The organism is Pseudoxanthomonas japonensis, assembly GCF_010093445.1.
Taxonomy (GTDB): domain Bacteria; phylum Pseudomonadota; class Gammaproteobacteria; order Xanthomonadales; family Xanthomonadaceae; genus Pseudoxanthomonas_A; species Pseudoxanthomonas_A japonensis.
In genome coordinates this window covers 105,860-126,522 of sequence record NZ_PDWW01000005.1, presented here as the reverse complement: position 1 = coordinate 126,522, position 20,663 = coordinate 105,860, and the positions used below count along the sequence as shown (strand labels likewise).

General features: G+C 65.1%; 23 protein-coding genes and 1 tRNA gene. 20 read left to right on the top strand and 4 right to left on the bottom strand.

Annotated features, from left to right (window positions below; genetic code table 11):
- The first annotated feature begins 12 nt into the window (after positions 1 to 12).
- From CSC78_RS05970 to CSC78_RS05950, 5 genes are all read left to right on the top strand, one after another.
- Positions 13 to 666, top strand: a complete 654-nt coding sequence (locus CSC78_RS05970) for a hypothetical protein (protein ID WP_162336991.1) — start codon at positions 13 to 15, stop codon at positions 664 to 666.
- Positions 663 to 2,000 carry a lipase family protein gene (locus CSC78_RS05965; RefSeq protein ID WP_162336990.1) on the top strand — a complete coding sequence of 446 codons (1,338 nt, stop codon included), beginning with the start codon at positions 663 to 665 and terminating at the stop codon, positions 1,998 to 2,000. The genes CSC78_RS05970 and CSC78_RS05965 overlap by 4 nt, the downstream gene beginning before the upstream one ends.
- Before the next feature lie 54 nt (positions 2,001 to 2,054).
- Positions 2,055 to 2,414 carry a hypothetical protein gene (locus tag CSC78_RS05960; protein ID WP_162336989.1) on the top strand — a complete coding sequence of 120 codons (360 nt, stop codon included), beginning with the start codon at positions 2,055 to 2,057 and terminating at the stop codon, positions 2,412 to 2,414.
- 186 nt (positions 2,415 to 2,600) lie between these two features.
- Complete coding sequence (locus tag CSC78_RS05955) at positions 2,601 to 3,344, top strand: hypothetical protein (RefSeq protein ID WP_162336988.1); 744 nt, start codon at positions 2,601 to 2,603, stop codon at positions 3,342 to 3,344.
- Positions 3,345 to 3,442: 98 nt separating this feature from the next.
- The gene (locus CSC78_RS05950) at positions 3,443 to 5,287 is read left to right on the top strand and encodes a peptidoglycan-binding protein (protein WP_162336987.1); all 1,845 of its coding nucleotides are present in this window, start codon (positions 3,443 to 3,445) and stop codon (positions 5,285 to 5,287) included.
- A gap of 69 nt (positions 5,288 to 5,356) precedes the next feature.
- Here CSC78_RS05950 and CSC78_RS05945 read toward each other — a convergent pair whose 3' ends face one another.
- Both CSC78_RS05945 and crp read right to left on the bottom strand, forming a co-directional pair.
- Positions 5,357 to 6,106: a sulfite exporter TauE/SafE family protein gene (locus tag CSC78_RS05945; protein ID WP_162336986.1), complete on the bottom strand. Its 750-nt coding sequence runs from the start codon at positions 6,104 to 6,106 to the stop codon at positions 5,357 to 5,359.
- A gap of 360 nt (positions 6,107 to 6,466) precedes the next feature.
- On the bottom strand, positions 6,467 to 7,153 hold the full coding sequence (gene crp, locus CSC78_RS05940) for a cAMP-activated global transcriptional regulator CRP (protein WP_238391179.1): 687 nt from the start codon (positions 7,151 to 7,153) through the stop codon (positions 6,467 to 6,469).
- Between the two features lie 186 nt (positions 7,154 to 7,339).
- Here crp and speD point away from each other — a divergent pair, with 186 nt between their 5' ends.
- Both speD and sugE read left to right on the top strand, forming a co-directional pair.
- Positions 7,340 to 8,134, top strand: coding sequence for an adenosylmethionine decarboxylase (speD, locus tag CSC78_RS05935; protein WP_055936923.1), 795 nt, complete (start codon positions 7,340 to 7,342; stop codon positions 8,132 to 8,134).
- 179 nt (positions 8,135 to 8,313) lie between these two features.
- Entirely contained in the window at positions 8,314 to 8,628 is a 315-nt protein-coding gene (gene sugE, locus CSC78_RS05930; RefSeq protein ID WP_162336985.1) for a quaternary ammonium compound efflux SMR transporter SugE, read from the top strand.
- A 147-nt stretch (positions 8,629 to 8,775) separates the two neighbouring features.
- Here sugE and coq7 read toward each other — a convergent pair whose 3' ends face one another.
- A complete protein-coding gene (gene coq7 / locus CSC78_RS05925) occupies positions 8,776 to 9,417 on the bottom strand; it encodes a 2-polyprenyl-3-methyl-6-methoxy-1,4-benzoquinone monooxygenase (RefSeq protein ID WP_162336984.1) in 642 nt (213 codons plus the stop codon).
- 191 nt (positions 9,418 to 9,608) lie between these two features.
- Here coq7 and rplM point away from each other — a divergent pair, with 191 nt between their 5' ends.
- The 6 genes from rplM (at position 9,609) to maiA (ending at position 13,164) form a co-directional block, all read left to right on the top strand.
- Positions 9,609 to 10,037: a 50S ribosomal protein L13 gene (gene rplM, locus CSC78_RS05920; protein ID WP_055936916.1), complete on the top strand. Its 429-nt coding sequence runs from the start codon at positions 9,609 to 9,611 to the stop codon at positions 10,035 to 10,037.
- A 2-nt stretch (positions 10,038 to 10,039) separates the two neighbouring features.
- The gene (gene rpsI, locus CSC78_RS05915; protein WP_162110517.1) at positions 10,040 to 10,432 is read left to right on the top strand and encodes a 30S ribosomal protein S9; all 393 of its coding nucleotides are present in this window, start codon (positions 10,040 to 10,042) and stop codon (positions 10,430 to 10,432) included.
- Positions 10,433 to 10,465: 33 nt separating this feature from the next.
- Positions 10,466 to 10,540: transfer RNA gene (locus CSC78_RS05910), tRNA-Gln, on the top strand.
- Between the two features lie 68 nt (positions 10,541 to 10,608).
- Positions 10,609 to 11,355 carry a 2OG-Fe dioxygenase family protein gene (locus tag CSC78_RS05905; protein ID WP_202924127.1) on the top strand — a complete coding sequence of 249 codons (747 nt, stop codon included), beginning with the start codon at positions 10,609 to 10,611 and terminating at the stop codon, positions 11,353 to 11,355.
- 62 nt (positions 11,356 to 11,417) lie between these two features.
- A complete protein-coding gene (locus tag CSC78_RS05900; protein WP_162336983.1) occupies positions 11,418 to 12,407 on the top strand; it encodes a fumarylacetoacetate hydrolase family protein in 990 nt (329 codons plus the stop codon).
- Positions 12,408 to 12,504: 97 nt separating this feature from the next.
- Positions 12,505 to 13,164, top strand: coding sequence for a maleylacetoacetate isomerase (maiA, locus tag CSC78_RS05895; RefSeq protein ID WP_162336982.1), 660 nt, complete (start codon positions 12,505 to 12,507; stop codon positions 13,162 to 13,164).
- A gap of 68 nt (positions 13,165 to 13,232) precedes the next feature.
- Here maiA and CSC78_RS05890 read toward each other — a convergent pair whose 3' ends face one another.
- Positions 13,233 to 14,372, bottom strand: coding sequence for a PilT/PilU family type 4a pilus ATPase (locus CSC78_RS05890; protein ID WP_162336981.1), 1,140 nt, complete (start codon positions 14,370 to 14,372; stop codon positions 13,233 to 13,235).
- Between the two features lie 93 nt (positions 14,373 to 14,465).
- On the opposite strand from CSC78_RS05890, the gene CSC78_RS05885 reads away from it, so the two are divergent.
- From CSC78_RS05885 to CSC78_RS05855, 7 genes are all read left to right on the top strand, one after another.
- The gene (locus tag CSC78_RS05885) at positions 14,466 to 14,861 is read left to right on the top strand and encodes a DUF4398 domain-containing protein (RefSeq protein ID WP_162337068.1); all 396 of its coding nucleotides are present in this window, start codon (positions 14,466 to 14,468) and stop codon (positions 14,859 to 14,861) included.
- Positions 14,858 to 15,754: an OmpA family protein gene (locus CSC78_RS05880; protein ID WP_162336980.1), complete on the top strand. Its 897-nt coding sequence runs from the start codon at positions 14,858 to 14,860 to the stop codon at positions 15,752 to 15,754. Before CSC78_RS05885 ends, CSC78_RS05880 begins: the two co-directional genes overlap by 4 nt.
- A 357-nt stretch (positions 15,755 to 16,111) precedes the next feature.
- Positions 16,112 to 16,330: a YdcH family protein gene (locus CSC78_RS05875; protein ID WP_055940917.1), complete on the top strand. Its 219-nt coding sequence runs from the start codon at positions 16,112 to 16,114 to the stop codon at positions 16,328 to 16,330.
- A 111-nt stretch (positions 16,331 to 16,441) separates the two neighbouring features.
- The gene (locus CSC78_RS05870; RefSeq protein WP_162336979.1) at positions 16,442 to 17,812 is read left to right on the top strand and encodes a pyridoxal-phosphate dependent enzyme; all 1,371 of its coding nucleotides are present in this window, start codon (positions 16,442 to 16,444) and stop codon (positions 17,810 to 17,812) included.
- Between the two features lie 90 nt (positions 17,813 to 17,902).
- On the top strand, positions 17,903 to 19,090 hold the full coding sequence (locus tag CSC78_RS05865) for a cystathionine gamma-synthase (protein WP_162336978.1): 1,188 nt from the start codon (positions 17,903 to 17,905) through the stop codon (positions 19,088 to 19,090).
- On the top strand, positions 19,087 to 19,878 hold the full coding sequence (locus tag CSC78_RS05860; RefSeq protein ID WP_162336977.1) for an ABC transporter permease: 792 nt from the start codon (positions 19,087 to 19,089) through the stop codon (positions 19,876 to 19,878). Before CSC78_RS05865 ends, CSC78_RS05860 begins: the two co-directional genes overlap by 4 nt.
- Before the next feature lie 5 nt (positions 19,879 to 19,883).
- On the top strand, positions 19,884 to 20,657 hold the full coding sequence (locus CSC78_RS05855) for an ABC transporter ATP-binding protein (RefSeq protein WP_162336976.1): 774 nt from the start codon (positions 19,884 to 19,886) through the stop codon (positions 20,655 to 20,657).
- Positions 20,658 to 20,663 lie beyond the last annotated feature (6 nt).

Genomic DNA, 20,663 nt, shown 5'->3' with positions numbered 1-20,663 from the left:
CAGGACGGATAAATGAGCGCACATATCATTTCTGGAAACAGGTTCTCATGGTCGCCGATACTTCTTGGAATCGCTCTGTTCTCCATAACTGCATGCGGTGACACCGTGGATACGAAACAGCGACCCCAATACAAAGAGAACCCCAACCCGGTGCAGGCGTACCGGTTGCGCATGCACATCCACGATGCGCCGGGTCCGCTCAAGGTGGCGGTCAGTGCGACGCAGCATGATGTCGTGACGCCGGAATGCCTGCCGCCGCCGAACGCCAATCCTGGCGGACACCTTTCGCCGATACCCACGAATGACATCCCGTTCCAGCTGGTGCGCGTCTCTGAAGCCGAATACGCCGGCATCTTCTACACGGATGGAATGATCGACGAGGACTACCACGGCAGGGGCATCTGCCGTTGGGAACTGATTCAGGTGCAGGTGCAACTGCGTGCGACGGGCGCGGAGCAGGAAACTCGATTCATCGCTAGCCTGGATCGCGAACAGGTCGAGCAGGGGGAGGGAAAGCGGACCTACTTCTGGAAGGCGCGTTATCCCCGGGTCGAAGACTTTGATGCCTTCCCTGATTTCGGTGAGAGCGGCATCGACGCCGTTCCTGAAGGGAGTCGCGCTGAATTCTTCAGCGTCAGCATGGAGACCGAGGAGCTCACCAAATGACGCTCGCATCCCAGCAGTACGCGAACCTGGTCGAGCACAGCTACGATCGCGACGGCCAGATGCGCGATCTCGTGAATAAGGAGATTGAGCTTGAGGGTGTGAGGTACAAGATTCTTCACTTCGTCGACAATACGAGAACGGGCTATCAGGGCACGGTCTACCAGCATCTCGGCAGCGGTGACATCGTCGTCGCGCACAGGGGCACCGAGTTCGAAAGGCAGCGCTGGGACGATTTGATCAAGACGGATGGCGCGATGGTGTTGACTCGGGCCAATCTGCAGGCGGACGACGCAGTCGCCCTCACGAGATGGGCGCGCGACTACGCCGAGAAGCAAGGACAGCTGCCGGGAAAGCGTACGCCCGAAGTCACCGTCACCGGCCATTCGCTGGGCGGTACGTTGGCGCAGGTCAGTGCCCACTACTACGACCTGCGCGGCGAGACGTTCAATGCCTATGGAGCGGTCAGCCTGGATCGACGGATCCCGGAAGGTGGCGATCGCGTTGTGAACCATGTGATGGCGGCGGATACCGTCAGCTCCGCCAGTCCGCATTACGGAAAAGTGCGCATCTACGCGCAGCCGGACGAGATCGGCATGCTGGTGGGCGCGGGCTACGCCAACAACGGCGCGCGGCTGCTGGATCCGCGTGCAAGCCTGGTCGCCGGCATCCGGGGATTCGGTTCGCACGACATGCACCGTTTCCTCAACGTGGATGGTGAGCAGCGCCCGGACCGCTCGGTGCTGGAAGATGTGCGGACACAAGCACTGGCCAGCGAGTACGCGCCGATGATCGGCAAGTATCGCGACGATGTGGAAGGAATGCGCGGCGCCATCACGATCGCGGCACGCGGCCCCCATGGGGCACTGCGCGATGGATTCGATGCATTGCGTGGCACGGTCCAGGCAGGCGAGCCCGGTGCGCGTGACGAGCGAACGCGCACGGCGTCGCTCCTGCCTGCATGGGGTACCTTCGCCGCCACTGCGCGCGCGCGCGATGGCAGCAACGCGAAGAGGGTGGACGGCATGGAGCCTGCCGGACCGTTCCACCCGCCACTCAAGTCCGAGGTGCGCTCTGCCGCAGATGAGGTGGATCGCCTGCTCTCCAGCGCGAGGGCCAACGACCCTGATGGTTTGCGCATCGCCCTGCAGGACCTGCGGGCCTCGCCGTACGGACAGGCCTGGCAGAGCCAACTCGAGATCCATCGACAGCGACTTGCCGAACCTGCGCCACGTATGGAGTCGCATCAAGGGCTGCTGACGGAGCAGGAGCGGGTATCCCCCTCCCCCATGCCGAATGTCGAACACAAGCCCGTGCAGATGGACATCGCACGTTGATCGCGGAACGGCCTGTCAAACCATGAGTGTCCATGCACTACGAGGAACGTAGCCATGAAACGAAACATCAAGTTCATCATCCCGCTGAGCCTGCTGGTCTTGTTCGATCTCGGCGCGCAGTCCACCAGTGGCTACTACCAGCCACTCTATTACCGCATGGACGATCCGTTCGTGTTCTGCACGCAGGGCCAGGATGTCAGGAAGAATCCGATGCCGTGCTGGAAGCCCATGCCGCCTTTCACCGGCGCTTTCATGCTGATGCCTTATTGTCGTCCGCCCAACCCGTACGGCAAGGATTGGACCCAGGACGACACGTTGTCGTTCGCCCAGTACAAGGCCGTCTGCCCCAAGGCGATCGAGTCGGGACGTTGGGAGGGCGGTGGTCGACCGGAAAACACGCCCATCCGCCACTGACAGGTTCGATCCTTCAACAGAAGGCGTTGCCAAGGAAACACGGACATGAGATCGAAGCGCATGAACATCTTTCCCCCCCTGCTCGTTGCTGCCATTGCGGTTCTGGTCGTCGGGTGTGATGCCCCGGCAGAGCGCACTGCGGATGCCGCGGCGCAGACGAAGCCCCTCCAAGAGAAGGAACACCAGATGTCGGAGCTGAAGCCACCCTCACCGGACAGCGTGCTGTACTTCATCTACCAGCGCGACGGCGACGGTGCGGTCAGCTACAAGGTCGACGGCGGTGCGACCGTCAGCTACTGGTACGGCCACGCGTTCGACCTTGGCGGCAAGCACTACTTCACCGGCTTCGGCGCCAAGAGCGAGGGCGAAGGCCCCGAAGGCGACGACGGCATGATGGAGGATCCGGAGCATGTCGCCATCTCGCAGGCGACGTTCACGCGGGTCGAGAAGGACGGCAAGGTGGAGTGGTCGAAGCCGGATACCGATGGCTATGTCGGTGAGTTCGGCAGGATGGGACGGCCGGAGCAGATCGATGATTCGCGGAAGGCGCAGTCGTTCACGATCGGCGATGGACGCTATCTGTTGGCGGTGCCCACACGGGATTTCGTGAACGGAACGGAGGTGGGCATGTTCAGTCTGCTGCTGTTCGACCCAGGCAGTGTGGACAAGCTCGGTTTCAGGCAGTGGGGCTACCTTGGAAGTATCCCTGTCAGCGACGACAACAGCGACGCATGCGATGGCGGGCAAGTGATGCCGTGTGTCGCCAGCACCGGAACGCTGACGTTCGAGCAGGTGGGCGAGGGCCTTCCCCGCCTCAAGGTGTCGTCCCAGGGAACGACCATCGCGTCGCCCGGAAAAGTCCGCGACATGACAGCAGCGGACGACGTGGTCTATAGCTTCGACGAGACGAGTGAGCGCTATTCCAAATAATCCGACTTCCAGTTGACCGACTTGCATCAGGCCCACGGAGGGGCCCGGTTGACGTCCTGCGACCCTCCCGGTCGCGCACATCAGCAAAGGAGCCAACGATGGCCAGTCAGTACACCCGTGAACAGATCCTCGACATCGTCGAACGCCAGGCACAGGCGAGCGGCATTCCGCGCGAGGACTTCCTCCGGTTCGCCTATATCGAGACGGGCGGGCGTTTCAATCCCGACGCGAGCAATCCCAGCGGCGCCAAGGGCCTGTTCCAGTTCATGCCGGGCACCGCAGCGCAGTACGGTATCGCCGGCCGCGAGTTCGATCCGGCAGAGAGTACACGCGCGGCTGCCGCGCTCTATCGCGACAACCTTGCCGACATCACGCGTCGGCAGTCGCGCAGTGGACATGATTTCCTGTCCGGGCAGGACGCGCCCAGTGGCCTGGACCTGTATCTGGCCCATCAGCAGGGTGCGGCAGGCTACGCATCCATCCAGAGCGCGATCGCGACGGGCGAGTTTACCCGCGACGATACGCGTCGCAACATCCTCAACAACATCAGTGCGCGCGATGCCGAGCGGCTGACTGGCCATACGACCGACGCGTTGCGTGGGCTGGGCGATCGCGAACTGGCCACGGCGTTCTCGCAGTACTGGAACGGCAAGTACGCTGCTATCAGCATTCCAGACCGTGGCATCCAGGCAGGCCAGCCCGATGCGGCTGTCCGCGAGCGCACGTCGCCGCTGTCTGACGGCGTGCTGCAGAGCGGCGAGCGTGGCGAAGAAGTGCGCGCCTTGCAGACGTCGCTGAACCAGCTCGGCTTCCGTGATGGCCAGGGTGCGGAGCTGGAGACGCGTTCGGGCATCTACGGCGGGAAGACGCAGGAAGCGGTGCGTGCCTTCCAGGCCGCCAACCAGCTGGAAGCCACCGGCAATGCCGATGCGCGCACGCGCGAAGCGATCGCACAGCAACTCGCGTTGCCGGAACAGGAGCGCAATCGTGCGCAAACCGTGGAGATGCAACAGCGCGAGGGCGGGCTGGCCTGGCCGACGCCGGGCAATCAGGACATCAATGAAGCCGACAAGCCGCGCGAAGGCCGGGGCGAATTCGGTACGCCGCGCAGCGGTGGCCGGCGGCATGGCGGCATCGATATCCAAGGCGATGTCGGCGATCCCGTGGTGGCCGTCGCCGGCGGGACGGTCGTGGTGCGCCCGAACAACGGCGCCGCCGGCAACACTGTCCACGTGCGTCACGACGACGGCACGCTGACCAAGTACTTCCACCTGGACGGGTTCAGCGTGCGCAACGGACAGCGTGTCGAAGCCGGGCAGCAGATCGGCACCATGGGGCGGACCGGCAACACGCCTGCCCAAGGCGATACGCACCTGCACTTCGAAATGTGGCGCGATGGCCGGCAGGTCGATCCGTTGCCGCACCTGCGTGGCGCCGAGCGTGATGCCGTGGCGCCCGCACGTGCAGCAACGCCCGAGGTGTTGCGTGACGGGGCTTCCGGTGCATCGGTGCGCGAGCTTCAGCAGCAGCTGAACCAGCTGGGCTATCGCGGTGCCGATGGCCAACCATTGGAGACCACGTCGGGCAAGTTCGGCCCACAGACGGAACACGCACTGCGTGCGTTCCAGGAGGATCATGGCCTGAAGGTGGATGGCGAATACGGCAACCGCTCCCGTGCGGCGATGGCAACGGCCACGCGCGATGCGGCACGCGAGACGACGCCTGCGGAGACCACGCCGCAGAATCCGCGCAGCGAGGATGCGCAGCGGTCGTTCGTGGATCGCATGTTCTCCGCCATGCACGGCGGCGACGACCGGGCGATGCGGCAGGCCCTGGACGATTACCTGAAGACGCCGGCGGGCCAGGGCTGGCAGCAGAAGGAGCACGCCGTGGTGGACCAGCAGGTCGCGCAGCCGCGCGACCAGACGGGCCAGTCCCGCTGACGGATGGAGAGGAGATGCGCGGGCCGTCGGTGGCGGCCCGCGTGTTTCGGGGCTACGCGCCCGGGCGCCTCACGTGAGCCAGGCGCGTCCGATCTGGTACAGGCTGATGCACAGCACCAGTAGTCCGACCACCTTCAGCACGATCTTCTCCGGGACATGCCGCACGAACCACGCCGCGAACGGCGCGGCGATGGCGCCACCCACCAGCAGGCCCAGCACGATCTCGAGATGATCCAGGCCGATGGTCAGGATGAAGGTGATCGACACCACCAGCGTCACCACGAATTCCGACGCGCTGACGGTGCCGATGGTCGTGCGGGCCTGGCCGCCGCGGGCGAGGAGGGTCGAGGTGGCCAGCGGCCCCCAGCCGCCACCGCCGGTGGCGTCCAGCAGACCGGCGAAGAATCCCAGCACCGGCACGCGCTTGACCTGTTCGCGCGGCATCCAGCGACCGAACGAACGCACCAGGATCAGCACCGCCAGCGCCAACAGATAGAGATAGACGAACGGACGGATCGCATCGCCGGGCAACCGGGTCAGCACGTAGGCGCCGATCGCGCCACCGACGGAGCCGGCGATCGTCAGTTGCCAGAACAGGCGTCTGTCGATGTTGCGGAAGTAGGCGTGCGAGGCGCCCGAAACGCCGGTGGTGACCACTTCGGCAGCATGCACGCTGGCGCTCACTGCGGCCGGCGGCAGGCCCATGCTGAGCAGGATGGACGAGCAGATCAGTCCGAACGCCATGCCGAGCGCGCCGTCGACCAGTTGCGCGCCCAGGCCGATCAGGACGAACCAGAAAAACCCGCTGCCGAACTCCATCCGCCCCGTCCTCCCGGCGTGGAGGTGCCGGGCGATCAGGTCCGAGCATACCGTGTGGGGGCGTGGGTTCCGCGGACGTCGCCGCATCGATGCGCGGCAGGGCGAACGCACGGGATGCTGGGGGCAGCAGGCTGTCACATCCGACAGAAGGCGCTCTGGTTCCGCTATTGAGGGCAGGTGTCACACGCAGATGCGTGAAGCTCGATCAGCGGTGCGGACGATTACCTGCGTCGCCTCGGACAGGGCGGCGTACGCGCGACGCCACGGGCGCACCGTGCCGCCATCGGGAAAGAACGGTGACGCCGGAAGGCTATGTGCAATGCGAGCGGTGCCGACGCAGCGCGTGAGGCGGAGTCGGCGTCAGCGCGTGCCGTACAGCACGACCGTCTTGCCGCGCGCGTGGAGGGCGCCATCGGCCTGCAACTTCTTCAGCACGCGGCCCGCCATTTCGCGCGAGCAGCCGACCAGACGCGCCAGTTCCTGGCGGGACACGCGCAACTGGGTGCCCTGGGGGTGGCTCATGGCTTCCGGCTCGCGCGCCAGGTCGTGCAGCGTGCGGATGATGCGGTCGGTGACGTCCAGGAACGCCAGGCGGCTGGCTTTCCGGCTGGTGTCCAGTAAACGCCTCGAGAGCTGCGCGCCGATGGCGTACAGCAGCTTGGGCGCATCGGCCGACAGCGTGCCGAGGAACAACTGGTGCAGGCGCTCGTAGCTGACTTCCGCCAGTTCGCACTGGGTGCGGGTGCGGAGGATGACTTCGCGGCGGTCGGACTCGATGAACAGGCCCATTTCGCCGACGAACTCGCCGGAGCCGAAGTAGCCGAGGACCAGTTCGCGGTCGTCGTCTTCCTCGGTGATGATGCTGACCGAGCCGCTGACCACGTAATAGAGCGTGCCAGCCGGGTCGCCCGGGCGGAAGACATCCGCGCGTGCCGGGTAGCGGCGCCGATGGCTATGGGCCAGGAAGCGCTCGAGCGTGGCGTTGTCCGGCGTCAGCGGGCTGGCGGCGGGGCGAGCGGGGGCTGCAAGGGGGATGCCCGGGCTCATGGTGGTCACGGCGTGTAATTCAGGAAGCTTAGTCCGAATACGTAGCCGACGGCAAACGCAGGCCATGCAAGGGCTGGGCCAGTATGTGACGGCGTACCGACGGGCGGGCCACGGACATTTCACTGTCACCCCGTATGGCGCATAATCCGCCCCCTCATCCGACACCCCCTGAGAGGGACCACCGCCGTGGTAAAACCCCTGCCTCGCCTGCGGCTGCAAGGCTTCAACAACCTCACCAAGGCGCTGAGCTTCAACATCTACGACGTGTGCTACGCCTCGTCCGAGGACGAGCGCCGTCGCTACATCGAGTACATCGACGAGGAATACAACGCCGATCGCCTGACCCAGATCCTGACGGATGTGGCGGAGATCATCGGCGCCAACATCCTGAACGTGGCCCGCCAGGACTACGACCCGCAGGGCGCGTCGGTGACGATCCTCATCTCCGAGGAGCCGGTGATCGACAAGAAGGATGCGGGCAAGGAGATCATCTCCGACGCGGTGGTGGCGCACATGGACAAGTCGCACATCACGGTCCACACGTACCCGGAAACCCATCCGGACAACGGCATCGCGACCTTCCGCGCCGACATCGACGTGGCGACCTGTGGCGTGATTTCGCCGCTGAAGGCGCTGAACTACCTGATCGAAAGCCTGGAATCCGACATCGTCATCATGGATTACCGGGTGCGCGGCTTCACCCGCGACGTGAAGGGCAAGAAGCACTACATCGACCACAAGATCAACTCGATCCAGGACTTCCTGGCCAAGAACATCAAGTCGCGCTACGAGATGCTCGACGTGAATGTCTACCAGGAGAATATTTTCCACACGAAGATGCACCTGAAGGAGTTCGACCTCGACAACTACCTGTTCGAGGAGAAGGCCAAGAACCTGTCGTTCAAGGAGCGCATGAAGATCGAGGCGCGCCTGAAGCGGGAGATCGAAGAGCTGTACCACGGGCGCAACCTGCCGGAATGACGGGTTGGCGACGGGCGCGGGTTACATCCGGTTCGGATGGCTTGCGCTAGTCTGCCCACAAACAACGGCGGGACGACCCGCCCGCGGCGCGAGCCGCGCATCAGGACCGACGGCGGTCCGGAACGCGAGTTCCGGGCCGTTTCGCGTTATGGCCCGGGCACAACCTGAGGAGGTGACGTATGGCGTGGGTCTATCTGGTGGTGGCGGGATTGCTGGAAGTGGTGTGGGCCGTGGGCCTGAAGTATTCGGAAGGCTTCAGCCGCCTGGTACCCAGCATGGTCACGGCGGTGGCCGCGGCGGCCAGCTTCTGGCTGCTGGCGCTCGCGCTGAAGCACGTCCCGCTGGGTACGGGGTACGTCATCTGGGTCGGCATCGGCGCGGTGGGCACGGCCCTGGTCGGCATGTGGCTGTTCAACGAGCCCGCCACCGCGGCGCGCCTGGTCTGCATCGGCCTGATCGTGGCGGGCATCATCGGCCTGAAACTGGCCTCGTAGCGTGCGCCACGCGCACGACCGCACGAGTCCATCAACGCCCTTGGTCTCCAGGGCATCCAGTATGTAGAGCCAAGCCTGCTCGGCTCCGCATGGTGCGGTGAGCGAGACTCCGCCCGACAAGAAGCGGGGCAGGCGCCGCGCTACGGATTACAGCCGGTAGGCCACCGTTTTCATCAACTTGGACGCGCCGGCCATCAGCATGGGGATCGGTGCCGGCAGCAGGCGTGCGCCGGCCTGCTCCGCATGGTCGGCATGGCGGGCTTCGTCGGCCTTCATGACCTTGAGGATCTCCCGGCTGCGCAGGTCGGCGGGGGGCAGGGACTCCAGGTGCTCGTCCAAGTGGGCTTCCACCTGATGCTCGGTTTCGACCACGAAGCCCAGGCTCCAGCCGTCCCCGCGCAGGCCGGCGAGGGCGCCGAGGGCATAGCTGCCGGCGTACCACAGCGGGTTGAACAGGCTGGGCCGGCTGTCCAGCTCACGCAGGCGGTCGGCGCACCAGGCGAGGTGGTCGGTCTCCTCCTGGGCAGCGTCCAGCAAGTGGGCGCGTGTGGTGGCGTCGCGGGCGACGGCCGCCTGGCCGAAGTACAGGCCCTGGGCGCAGACCTCGCCGACATGGTTGATGCGCATCAGGCCGGCAGCATGGCGCTGTTCGTCCGGCTCCAGGGCCACCTCGGGGGTGTCCCCGGCCGGGTTGGCGCGCTGGGCGGGCGGGTTGCCGAAGACGGTGTCCAGGCCGCGCTGGGCTTCCACCAGCCAGTGATCGAAGGGCGAAAAGGTCCGCGTAGTCATGGGGTCATTCTGCCGCGTCGACGGGCCCGTCGTCTGCCCTGGACGCCCCGGCTGGCAGGGGTTGCCTCAGGGTTGCGCACTGCGGCAAGGCCCCGTACAATCCCGCCTCTTCCGTTTCACCCTTCACAACGCGTGGCAAAGTTCCGCCCGGGAAACCGCGGAATCCGCCCGACCAGACACACGAGAGTTACATGAGCACCTTTACCGCCAAGTCCGAGACCGTCCAGCGCGACTGGTACGTCGTCGACGCAGCAGGCAAGACCCTGGGTCGCCTGTCCACCGAGCTGGCCCGCCGCCTCCGCGGCAAGCACAAGCCCGTCTATACCCCTCACGTTGACACCGGCGACTACCTCGTCGTGATCAACGCCGAGAAGATCCATGTCACCGGCAACAAGCTGGCCGACAAGAAGTACCACCGCTTCACCGGCTACATCGGCAACCTGAAGACCGAGACGCTGGCCCAGGCGCTGGAGCGCCATCCGGAGCGCGTCATCGAGACCGCCGTGAAGGGCATGCTGCCGAAGGGCCCGCTGGGCCGCGACATGTATCGCAAGCTCAAGGTCTACGCCGGCCCGAATCATCCGCACGCCGCTCAGCAGCCGCAGGTCCTGGACATCTAATCATGGCTATCACTCAGAACTACGGCACCGGCCGTCGCAAGTCCTCCACCGCCCGCGTGTTCCTGCGCAAGGGCACCGGCAACATCACGGTCAATGGTCGTCCGCTGGACGAGTTCTTCGGCCGCGAAACCGGCCGCATGATCGTGCGCCAGCCGCTGGAGCTGACCAAGAACACCGAAACCTTCGACATCACCGTGACGACCACCGGCGGCGGCATCACCGGTCAGGCTGGCGCCATCCGCCTGGGCATCGCCCGCGCGCTGGTGGAGTACGACGAAACGCTGAAGTCGGAACTGCGCAAGGCAGGCTTCGTGACCCGCGACGCCCGTGAAGTCGAGCGCAAGAAGGTCGGTCTGCACAAGGCGCGTCGCGCCACGCAGTTCTCCAAGCGCTAACAGACGCGCTACACTACGCGTCACTGGTTACACAGCCCCGTCGCCAAGCGGTAAGGCACCTGACTCTGACTCAGGCATTCGGTGGTTCGAATCCATCCGGGGCTGCCAACTTGACGTCCACTGGACATCCGCAAAAGCCCGCCTCTGGCGGGTTTTTGCGTTGAGGGATCTTGCCGATGGTCGCGATGTTCCAACCGCCGTTCTGTCCCGCCGACGAGGCCGTGCGCCGCGTGCAGGAGCGCGGCTATGCCGTGCTGGAGCCGCGCGCCATGGCCGATGCGGTGAGCATCGATCTCGACGCGCTCGACGCACTGCTGCCCAGTTGGGATCGGCTGGAGGTGGACGGTTACCTCAAGGACGGTGGTCGTTACCGGCGTCGCCGGCATTCCTGTTTCGTCGTCGAGGCTGACCGCGTGCAGCAGGTCCCGCATAGGGCGCACTGGCAGTCGCTGGACTACAACGCCCTGCACGGCGGCATGCAGCGCTGGTTCGAGCCGATCGAACCGGGTGTCGCGGACGCTCCGGCTTGGACCCGGTTGCTGGCAGGGCTGGGACAGTGGTGCTCCGCGCTGAAGGGCGAGCGTCCCTGGTACGTGGAGGCGCACCAGTTCCGAATCGACACCACCGACGGCATCGGCCGGCCGACGCCGGAAGGCGCGCACCGCGACGGTGTCGATTTCGTTGCGGTGCTGCTGCTGGGCCGCCAAGGCATCAAGGGCGGCGAAACCCGGGTGTTCGCTGCGGCCGGGCCGGACGGTCAGCGCTTCACGCTGGAAGCGCCGTGGTCGCTGCTGTTCCTCGACGACGAACGCGTGATCCACGAATCCACCCCCATCCAGCCGCTAGACGTGCAGGGTCATCGCGATACGCTGGTACTGACGTTCCGCAAGGACGGTTTCCAGGGCGATACCGCTGCCGGCTGATCGTCGCCGTCTTTCGTTACAATTGAAACCATGGCGCACGGGCGCCGCCATCTGGAGTTGCGATGAAGCTGGGTTCCCTGAAGGAAGGTGGTCGGGACGGTTCGTTGATCGTGGTGTCGCGTGATCTGGCCCGCGGCGTGCGCGCCACCGGCATCGCGCCGACGCTGCAGCTCGCGCTGGAGGACTGGAGCAACACCGCGCCGCGCCTCAACGCGCTGTACGAGTCGTTGAATGCCGGTGACGCCGACGGCGCGTTCGACATCGACCTGCAGGCGCTGGCCGCCCCTTTGCCGCGTGCCTATGAATTCGTCGACGGCAGCGCCTACCTGCCGCACGTGGAACGCGTGCGCCGTGCCCGCGGCGCAGAGGTGCCGGAGAGTTTCTACACCGACCCGCTGATGTACCAGGCCACCAGTGCCGCATTCCATGGTCCGCGCGATCCGGTGAAGGTGGTCAGCGAGGAGTACGGCATCGATCTGGAGGCAGAGATCGTCGTCGTCACCGACGACGTGCCGATGGCGGTCACGCCGGCGCAGGCCGCCGCCCACATCCAGTTGATCGGTCTGGTCAACGACGTGTCGCTGCGCAACCTGATCCCGGGCGAACTGGCGAAGGGCTTCGGCTTCCTGCAATCCAAGCCACGCTCGGCGCTGTCGCCGGTGTTCGTCACGCCGGATGAGCTGGACGATGCCTGGCGCGACAACAAGGTGCACCTGCCGCTGGTCACGCATATCAACGGTGAATGGTTCGGCGCGCCGGAAGCCGGCGTGGACATGCAGTTCGATTTCGCCCAACTGGTCGCGCACGCGGCCAAGACGCGGCCGCTGTCGGCCGGCACCATCGTCGGCTCGGGCACCATCGCCAACGAGGACACCTCCAAGGGCGCCTCGTGCTTCGCCGAGCAGCGCACCGTCGAGACGCTGCGTGACGGCAAGCCGTCCACGCCGTTCATGAGTTTCGGCGACGTGGTCCGCATCGAAATGACGAACCGTGACGGCCGTTCCATTTTTGGCGCGATCGAGCAGCGGATCGAGAAGCAACCCTTGCCTTGAAGGCGCGCCCGGGTCCAGTGTGAACCCAGGACGGAGCAGGGTGGGTGGGGCATGGATTCCGGGCATTCGAAGGCGCAAACCGCGGGGAGCGGCTTGCATGGCTGAGCAACTCCGGCTGTATTCCTACTGGCGCTCCAGCGCCGCCTATCGCGTACGCATCGGCCTGAACCTCAAGGGCCTGGCTTACGAGACGGTGCCCGTGCACCTGGTGCGCGACGGCGGGCAGCAGCACGCGCCGGACTACGTCGCAAGGAATCCCCAGCACATGGTGCCCACGCTGCAGCACGGCGTGCGGGTGATCCGGCAGTCACTGGCCATCCTCGAATACCTCGACGAAGCCTGGCCTTCCCCCCGCCTGCTGCCGATGACGGCCCGCGACCGCGCCCGCGTGCGCGCGCTGGCCCTGATGGTCGCCTGCGACATCCATCCGCTCAACAACCTGCGCGTGCTGCAGTATTTCGAGGGGACCTGGAACGTACCCCAGCCCGAGCGCGACGACTGGATCAAGCACTGGGTGATCGAAGGATTCACCGCCATGGAAACCCTGCTGGCCGAGGACGCGGCCACCGGTGCCTTCTGCCATGGGGCGACGCCGGGTCTAGCCGACTGTTGCCTGGTGCCTCAGGTCTTCAATGCGCGCCGCTTCGGCGTGGACATGAGCGGCTTCCCGACCATCGTCCGCATCGAGCAGGCCTGCCTGGCGTTGCCCGCTTTCGATCAGGCGCGGCCCGACAACCAGCCCGACGCCAACGCCTGAGCGGTGCGCGTGAAACGCGGACGGGCGGGTTTCCCCGCCCGTTCCAGCCTGCACTGCCCGGTCCGCGCTCAGCCGAAGCCGTGGGTGATGCGCGGCGAACTGCTGCCGCCGCTGTCGTAGTCCGCGTAGGGATCGTGCTCGCCCTTGCTGCCTTCGGACAGGCGGAACTTGAGCGCAAGGCCGTCGCGCGAGTCGGCGGCGCGCAGCGCTTCCTCCTGCTCGATCTGACCTTCCTTGACCATGCGGAACAGGCACTGGTCGAAGGTCTCCATGCCTTCTTCCAGCGACTCCTCCATCGCGGCCTTGATCTCGTGCACCTGTCCGCGCCGCAGCAGGTCGCGGATCATCGGCGTGTTGATCAGCACCTCCGCCGCCGGCATGCGGCGCCCGTCGGTGCCCTTCACCAGGCGCTGGGAGACCACGGCGCGCAGGTTCAGCGCCAGGTTCATCAGCACGTTCTTGTGCGCGCTTTCGGGGAAGAAGTTGAGGATGCGCTCGATGGTCTGGTCGGCGTTGTTCGAGTGCAACGTCGCCAGGCACAGGTGGCCGGTTTCGGCGAAGGCGATGGCGGCTTCCATGGTGGTGGCGTCCAGGATTTCGCCGATCAGGATGACGTCCGGCGCCTCGCGCATCGCGTTCTTCAGCGCGTTGTGGAAGGCGTGCGTATCCAGGCCGACCTCGCGCTGGTTGACGATCGACTGCTTGTGCTTGTGCAGGTACTCGATCGGATCCTCGATGGTGAGGATGTGGCCGGTGCTGGTGGTGTTGCGGTAGTCGATCATCGATGCCAGCGAGGTCGACTTCCCCGAACCGGTGGAACCGACGATCAGCACCAGCCCGCGCGGGGTCATGATGATGTCCTTCAGCACCGGCGGCAGGTTCAGCTCCTCGATCGTCGGGATCACGCTGCGGATGGCACGGATGACCATGCCGACTTCGCCGCGCTGCTTGAACACGTTGACGCGGAAGCGGCCGGCGTCCTGCAGGGCGATGGCCATGTTGAGCTCGAGCTCGCGCTCGAACACCGGCACCTGGCCTTCGTCCATCAGCGAGTACGCGATCTTCTTGACCATGCCGGGCGGCAGCCCGGTATTGCCCAGCGGGTAGAGCTTGCCCTCGATCTTGATGTAGACCGGCGCCCCGGTCGTGAGGAACATGTCCGAGGCGTTCTTCTCGGTCATCAGCTTCAGGAAATAGCCGATGTCCATATGCAAAGCTCCCCACGATGCGCGGCGACGTTGCAACGGCGCCAAAGGCTTCCGACAATGGCCGCGCGCACCCCTCAACGTCACGGCACCCCAATGATCGTTAGCTTCGCACACTTCCGCAGGCCCCTGCATGTGATGGCCGCCGCAGTAGCGGCAATGGCCCTGTCGGGTGAACCCGCTTTTGCGCAGAGCGCGCCGACGCCGGAACTCGAAGCTGCGGTGCAGGCCGTACAGCGCGCCGACCAGGCGGACGCGGACCAGTACGCCCCCGAACCGCTGGCGGCCGCACGGCAGACGCTGGCGCAGGCCCAGGCGGCGAATGCCGCACGCGACAAGAAAAAGGCGCTGGACTTCGCGCAGCGGGCCGCGGTCGAGGCCGATCTCGCCCGTGCACGCAGCCAGGAGGCGGTGGCCCTGGCCGAAGTGGCGCAGCGCCAGGCGGAGATCGCCGACCTGCAGCGGCAGATCGGCGGGGAGGGTAAGCGATGAGCGCCTTCCGCAAGAGCCTGCATTCGACCGTACTGGGCCTCGCCCTCGCGACGGCATCGCTGGCTGCCGGCGCCGCCGACAATCCGGTGGTCGTGCAATTGAACCAGCGACTGGCGGCGCTGCAGGCCGATCCCGCCCTGGCCGAGATGGCCGCCTACGAAAAGCTGCAGGCCCAGCACGCCATCGCGGCGTTCGACAAGGCGCGCCGCAGCCAGCGCGAGACGGCGCAGTACATCGCCGAACGCCGCGTGGAGATCGCCGAGATCGCCGCCCGTACCCAGGCGGCCCGCCGTGACGTGGATCGGCTGGACCGCACCCGCAGCGAGTTGCTGGTGGAGGCCAGCCGCCGCGAAGCCGAGAAGGCGCGCCGCGAGGCCGAACGCCTGCGCGTGCAGGCGCAGATCCAGGCCGAGGAAACCGAACGCCTGCGCCTGGCCGCCGAAGCCGAGGCCCTGGCGCGCCAGGAAGCGGAAACCACGCTGGACACAGTGGCCGGTCAACAGGCCAACCGCCTGAGCGCGGCACGCCAGCGCGAGCTGAAACTGGCGCGCGAGGAAGCCGAACTGGTCTCCGGGGCCAAGCTGCCCGCGTCGAAGTTCGAGGCGCGCGGCGAGGTCTTCACGCTGGGTGCGGATGCGTTCGGGAGTGGTTCGGCCAAGCTGTCGACCGGTGGCACTGCCAGTGCCAAGGCGTTGGCGGCCTACCTGCAGGCCAATCCCAAGGCCCGCGCCCGGGTCGAGGGGTTCGGCGACAGCCAGACGCCGGGCCAGCGCCGTGCGGATGCGCTCCGCGACGCCCTGGTGGCCGCAGGCATCCCCAGGTCGCGGCTGCAGAGCGCCGCGAAAGGGGCCGGCAGCAAGGCGCGCGCGCTGGAAGTCATCGTCACGCACTGATTTTATCTTGTAAATCAGTTGGTTGAACGAAATCCAGTGGCTTTCGGGCGGGTAGCCTGAATGCCCGCCTTTGCGGGGTTTGTTCCAGAAATCAACGACTTGGGGTGACCCTTGCCGGGCCGGAAATCGAGGAGTAGGGTCGTATACCCAAGCGGCTCCCGTCGCTTGGCTCACCGGAGAATCGACCCCGATGACGCCCGTCCCGATCCCCCAGGAGACCGCCGCCGGCAAGCAGGCCGCAGCGGGCATTCCGATGGGAAGTGCCCGCGCTGTCGATCCGATGCTCCGCTCCCAAGCCAACGCCCCGTGCCTGCAAAGGCCGGGGCGTTCGTATTTCCGCTGAAGGAGGTAACGATCATGTTCGAAGGTCAACCGCAGGCCGACATCGATGCGCTCATCAAGGCCGATCCGGAATTCAAGCAGCTGTACCAGCGCCACCGCGAGTTGGACAAGAAGGTCACCGACGCCGAACTCGGCGTGCTGCCCATCGACGACACCCTGCTCGGCCAGATGAAGCGCGAGAAGCTGCACGCCAAGGAGCGATTGCTCCGGATCTACGACGCCAAGCCCCACTGATCCTTCCCGGTTTTCTCGTCGCGGGCGGCGGCGGCCTCCTCGTCGGCCGTCGCCGTCCGCGTCACCCAATGCGATAATCCCGGCCCTGTACCGCACCGGATGCACGGCCGCATGGCGATCCACTCTTCCGTACTTGACCTGATCGGCGACACGCCGATCGTCCAGGCCAGGCGCCTCGACACCGGGCTCTGCACCCTTTACCTGAAGCTCGAGAGCGCCAATCCGGGCGGGTCCATCAAGGACCGTATCGGCATGTCGATGATCGAGGCCGCGGAGAAGCGCGGCGATCTGAAGCCGGGTGCCACGCTGGTCGAAGGCACGGCCGGCAACACGGGCATCGGCCTGGCCCTGGTGGCCCAGCAGAAGGGTTACAAACTGATGCTGGTGGTCCCGGACAAGATGAGCCGGGAAAAGATCTTCAATCTGAAGGCCATGGGCGCCGAGGTCATCCTGACGCGTTCCGACGTGGCGAAGGGCCACCCGGAGTATTACCAGGACCTGGCCGAGCGCATCGCCCGCGAAACGCCGGGCGCCTACTTCATCAACCAGTTCGGTAATCCGGACAATCCGGCGGCCCACGAATTCGGCACCGGCCCGGAAATCCTGCGCCAGATGGGCGGCGAACTGGATGCCATCGTCTTCGGCTGCGGCAGCTCGGGCACGATGACCGGCCTGTCGCGCTGCTTCGCCGAACATTCGCCACAGACGGAGCTGGTGCTGGCCGATCCGGTCGGCTCGATCCTGACCCAGTACATCAACGAGGGCACGCTCAGCACCAAGTCGGGCAGCTGGCTGGTGGAAGGGATCGGCGAGGATTTCCTGCCGCAGATCTCGGATTTCAGCCGGGTAAAGAAGGCCTATGCGATCAGCGACGGCGAGAGCTTCCATACCGCCCGCGAGCTGCTGGCGAAGGAGGGCATCCTGGGTGGCTCGTCCACCGGCACCCTGCTGGCCGCGGCGCTGAAGTACTGCCGTGAGCAAACCACCCCGAAGAAGGTGCTGGTGTTCGTCTGCGACACGGGTAACAAGTACCTGTCCAAGATGTACAACGATTACTGGATGCTGGACAACGGCTTCATCGACCGGCCCCAGTATGGCGACCTCCGCGACCTGATCCTGCGCCCCTACAGCCAGCGTGACACGGTGGTGGTCAGCCCCGCCGACCTGCTTACGACCGCGTATCAGCGCATGAAGCTGTACGACGTCTCGCAGTTGCCGGTGATGGAAGGGGATCGTCTGGTCGGCATCGTCGACGAGAGCGACGTGCTGCTGCATGTCTATGGCGACGAAACCCGCTTCCGCGACCCGGTCTCCACCGCCATGGTCAGCAAGCTGGACCGGCTGGACGTGCGCTCGCCGATCGAGGCCCTGCTGCCGGTGTTCGACAGGGGTCAAGTAGCCATCATTACGGACGGTGATGCCTTCCTCGGCCTGATCACCCGCATCGACCTGCTGAACTACCTGCGACGCCGCGCACAATAGGGACAGGGCCCCTCCCTTGGGTGGGCGTTGCATGGACGATACGTTAAGACTCGGCCAGTAGAATGGCCGGCTGATTCAAGGAACCCGAACATGACGCACCACTCATCCCCTTCCGGTGGGGGCGCTGGCGAGCCCGCCCTGGGCACACTGGTCATCCACGGCGGCCAATCGCCCGACCCCAGCACTGGCGCCGTCATGCCGCCGATCTATGCGACCTCGACGTATGCGCAGAGCAGTCCGGGCGTCCATCAGGGGTTCGAGTATTCGCGGACCCACAATCCCACCCGGTTCGCCTACGAGCGTTGCGTGGCCGCTCTCGAAGGCGGCAGCCGCGGGTTTGCGTTCGCTTCCGGCATGGCCGCCACGTCGACCGTGCTGGAACTGCTGGACAGCGGCAGCCATGTCATCGCCATGGATGACCTCTACGGCGGCAGCTACCGGCTGTTCGAGCGGGTGCGCAAGCGTACCGCCGCACTGGACTTCAGCTTCGTCGACCTGACCGACATGGCTGCTTTCGAGTCCGCCATCCGGCCGGAAACGCGAATGGTGTGGGTGGAAACGCCCACCAACCCGATGCTGAAGATCGTCGACATTGCCGCCATCTGCGACATCGCCCACAGGCATGGCCTGCGCGTGGTGGTCGACAATACGTTCGCCTCGCCGATCCTGCAGCGCCCGTTGCTGCTTGGCGCCGACATCGTGATGCATTCCGCCACCAAGTACCTCAACGGCCACTCCGACATGGTCGGTGGCATGGTGGTGGTCGGCGACGATGCGGAACTTGCCGAGCAGATGGCCTTTCTGCAGAACTCCGTCGGTGCCGTACAGGGGCCGTTCGACAGCTTCCTTGCGTTGCGCGGCCTGAAGACCTTGCATCTGCGGATGAAGGCGCACTGCGAGAATGCGTTGGCGCTGGCGCAGTGGCTTGAAGCGCATCCCGCGATCGAGAAGGTCATCTACCCCGGTCTCGCCTCGCATCCGCAGCATGCGCTCGCCAAGACGCAGATGCAGGGCTATGGCGGCATCATCTCCATCGTTCTCAAGGGCGGCTTTGACGCCGCCAAACGCTTTTGCGAGAACACCGCGCTGTTCACGCTCGCCGAGTCGCTGGGTGGCGTTGAAAGCCTGGTGAACCATCCGGCGGTGATGACGCACGCGTCGGTGCCTGTTGAACGGCGCGAGACGCTGGGCATCAGCGAGGGGCTGGTGCGGTTGAGCGTCGGCGTGGAGGCGCTCGCCGATCTGCAGGCAGACCTGCAGGGCGCACTGGCGCAATGAACCGTAGTCTCGTGCAGGATTACCTGGATACCCTCCGGCACCCGGCATTCTGGATGTATGCCACGTGGCTGGACCTGGTGACCAAGTACCGGCGGTCCAGACTGGGCATGTTCTGGGCTTTCTTCCCGCCTATTCTTTATACCTTTGGTGTCGGCATCTTCTTTGCCCACCTCCAAGGGGAGGAAGCGGGGAAATTCGTCGCCCATCTCGGCATCGGATACATGATCTTCCGCTTCGTCACCGTCTCGTTGAGTGAGGCGACAACCACGTATGCGGGTCACGCCAACTTCATCCTGGATGGCCGCACAAGACTGACGGATTATATTCTCAGGGTGGTCGCCAAGGCTCTGTTCTATTTCGTCCTTGCCGTTCCTGTGATGGCGTGCGCGCTGGCCATCAGTCCGGGGTTCCAGTGGATTGGCTTGGTGACGCTGTTGCCGGCTCTAGCCCTTGTCATACTCAACATCGCATGGATGGGGGCGGTCGTATCCGTGATCGGTGCGCGCTTGCAGGATGTCTACGAGCTGATTGGTAGCGCGTTGATGTTCAGCTTTCTGTTCACTCCCATCCTGTGGACGGCGGCAAGCGCACCGCCCGATACTCTCCGGGGTGCGATTGCACGCGCGAATCCTTTGTTTCATCTCGTAGAGATCGTGCGCGCGCCCCTTCTGGGAGAGCCGATCGAGCTTCTGACCTACACGTATCTCGCCGTTTTCACAGTGGCGGGATGGCTCACCGCGATTCTGATCTACAGGCTCTACGCGCGCTTCGTGCCGATGTGGATATGAGCACTATGCCTGCAAAACTGCATGCGCATTCAATTGGCTTGGATATTCCGGTCTTCACGCAGGATCAACGAAGTGTGCGCGCCAGCCTGAGCCTGCTTCTTCGAGCAGCGTTCCAGCCGCCCAAACGGATCACGCGCACCTTGTTGAGTGGCATTGATTTTCAGTTGCAGCCGGGGGATCGCCTGGGTGTCGTGGGCAGGAACGGCTCGGGCAAGTCGACGCTGCTGAAAGTGCTGGTGGGTGCGTACACGCCGAGTCGGGGGCGCCTGGATGTAAGCGGCGGGCGGCAAGGACTGTTGAATCTGTCTTTGGGATTCAATCCGGAAGCCACCATCGTCGAGAACATCGTCCTGCGCGGAATTGCGATGGGGCTCAATGCGTCAAAAGTCGAGCCGATCATCGATGAAGTGCTGGATTTCGCCGAGTTGACGGAGAAGGCCGGACACCGCCTGAGGACGCTTTCGTCAGGACAACGTATGCGGCTCGGCTTCGCATTGGCCACGGCGGTTCGGCATGAGATCCTGATCATGGACGAGTGGTTGGGGACAGGTGATGCGTCTTTCATCGAGAAGGCCAAAGCCAGAATCCAGTCGCATGTCGAAAGCGCCCAGATCGTCGTGCTGGCAAGCCACAGCTTTCCGTTGCTGCGGAGCGTATGCAACAAAGCGATCCTTCTTGAAGGTGGTGAAATGAGTGGGTTTGGGGGCGTCGATGAAGTCCTCCTCCAGTACGAGGCCCTGCTCAAGACGCCTATTGCTGCGATCGAGGAAACGGACTAGGCCCTC

Excerpts from the sequence above, each read along its gene's own strand:
- CSC78_RS05970 (WP_162336991.1), top strand. The coding sequence starts at position 13 with ATGAGCGCACATATCATTTCTGGAAACAGGTTCTCATGGTCGCCGATA.
- CSC78_RS05965 (WP_162336990.1), top strand. The coding sequence starts at position 663 with ATGACGCTCGCATCCCAGCAGTACGCGAACCTGGTCGAGCACAGCTAC.
- CSC78_RS05960 (WP_162336989.1), top strand. The coding sequence starts at position 2,055 with ATGAAACGAAACATCAAGTTCATCATCCCGCTGAGCCTGCTGGTCTTG.
- CSC78_RS05955 (WP_162336988.1), top strand. The coding sequence starts at position 2,601 with ATGTCGGAGCTGAAGCCACCCTCACCGGACAGCGTGCTGTACTTCATC.
- CSC78_RS05950 (WP_162336987.1), top strand. The coding sequence starts at position 3,443 with ATGGCCAGTCAGTACACCCGTGAACAGATCCTCGACATCGTCGAACGC.
- CSC78_RS05945 (WP_162336986.1), bottom strand. The coding sequence starts at position 6,106 with ATGGAGTTCGGCAGCGGGTTTTTCTGGTTCGTCCTGATCGGCCTGGGC.
- crp (WP_238391179.1), bottom strand. The coding sequence starts at position 7,153 with ATGAGCCCGGGCATCCCCCTTGCAGCCCCCGCTCGCCCCGCCGCCAGC.
- sugE (WP_162336985.1), top strand. The coding sequence starts at position 8,314 with ATGGCGTGGGTCTATCTGGTGGTGGCGGGATTGCTGGAAGTGGTGTGG.
- coq7 (WP_162336984.1), bottom strand. The coding sequence starts at position 9,417 with ATGACTACGCGGACCTTTTCGCCCTTCGATCACTGGCTGGTGGAAGCC.
- rplM (WP_055936916.1), top strand. The coding sequence starts at position 9,609 with ATGAGCACCTTTACCGCCAAGTCCGAGACCGTCCAGCGCGACTGGTAC.
- rpsI (WP_162110517.1), top strand. The coding sequence starts at position 10,040 with ATGGCTATCACTCAGAACTACGGCACCGGCCGTCGCAAGTCCTCCACC.
- CSC78_RS05905 (WP_202924127.1), top strand. The coding sequence starts at position 10,609 with ATGGTCGCGATGTTCCAACCGCCGTTCTGTCCCGCCGACGAGGCCGTG.
- CSC78_RS05900 (WP_162336983.1), top strand. The coding sequence starts at position 11,418 with ATGAAGCTGGGTTCCCTGAAGGAAGGTGGTCGGGACGGTTCGTTGATC.
- maiA (WP_162336982.1), top strand. The coding sequence starts at position 12,505 with ATGGCTGAGCAACTCCGGCTGTATTCCTACTGGCGCTCCAGCGCCGCC.
- CSC78_RS05890 (WP_162336981.1), bottom strand. The coding sequence starts at position 14,372 with ATGGACATCGGCTATTTCCTGAAGCTGATGACCGAGAAGAACGCCTCG.
- CSC78_RS05885 (WP_162337068.1), top strand. The coding sequence starts at position 14,466 with ATGATCGTTAGCTTCGCACACTTCCGCAGGCCCCTGCATGTGATGGCC.
- CSC78_RS05880 (WP_162336980.1), top strand. The coding sequence starts at position 14,858 with ATGAGCGCCTTCCGCAAGAGCCTGCATTCGACCGTACTGGGCCTCGCC.
- CSC78_RS05875 (WP_055940917.1), top strand. The coding sequence starts at position 16,112 with ATGTTCGAAGGTCAACCGCAGGCCGACATCGATGCGCTCATCAAGGCC.
- CSC78_RS05870 (WP_162336979.1), top strand. The coding sequence starts at position 16,442 with ATGGCGATCCACTCTTCCGTACTTGACCTGATCGGCGACACGCCGATC.
- CSC78_RS05865 (WP_162336978.1), top strand. The coding sequence starts at position 17,903 with ATGACGCACCACTCATCCCCTTCCGGTGGGGGCGCTGGCGAGCCCGCC.
- CSC78_RS05860 (WP_162336977.1), top strand. The coding sequence starts at position 19,087 with ATGAACCGTAGTCTCGTGCAGGATTACCTGGATACCCTCCGGCACCCG.
- CSC78_RS05855 (WP_162336976.1), top strand. The coding sequence starts at position 19,884 with ATGCCTGCAAAACTGCATGCGCATTCAATTGGCTTGGATATTCCGGTC.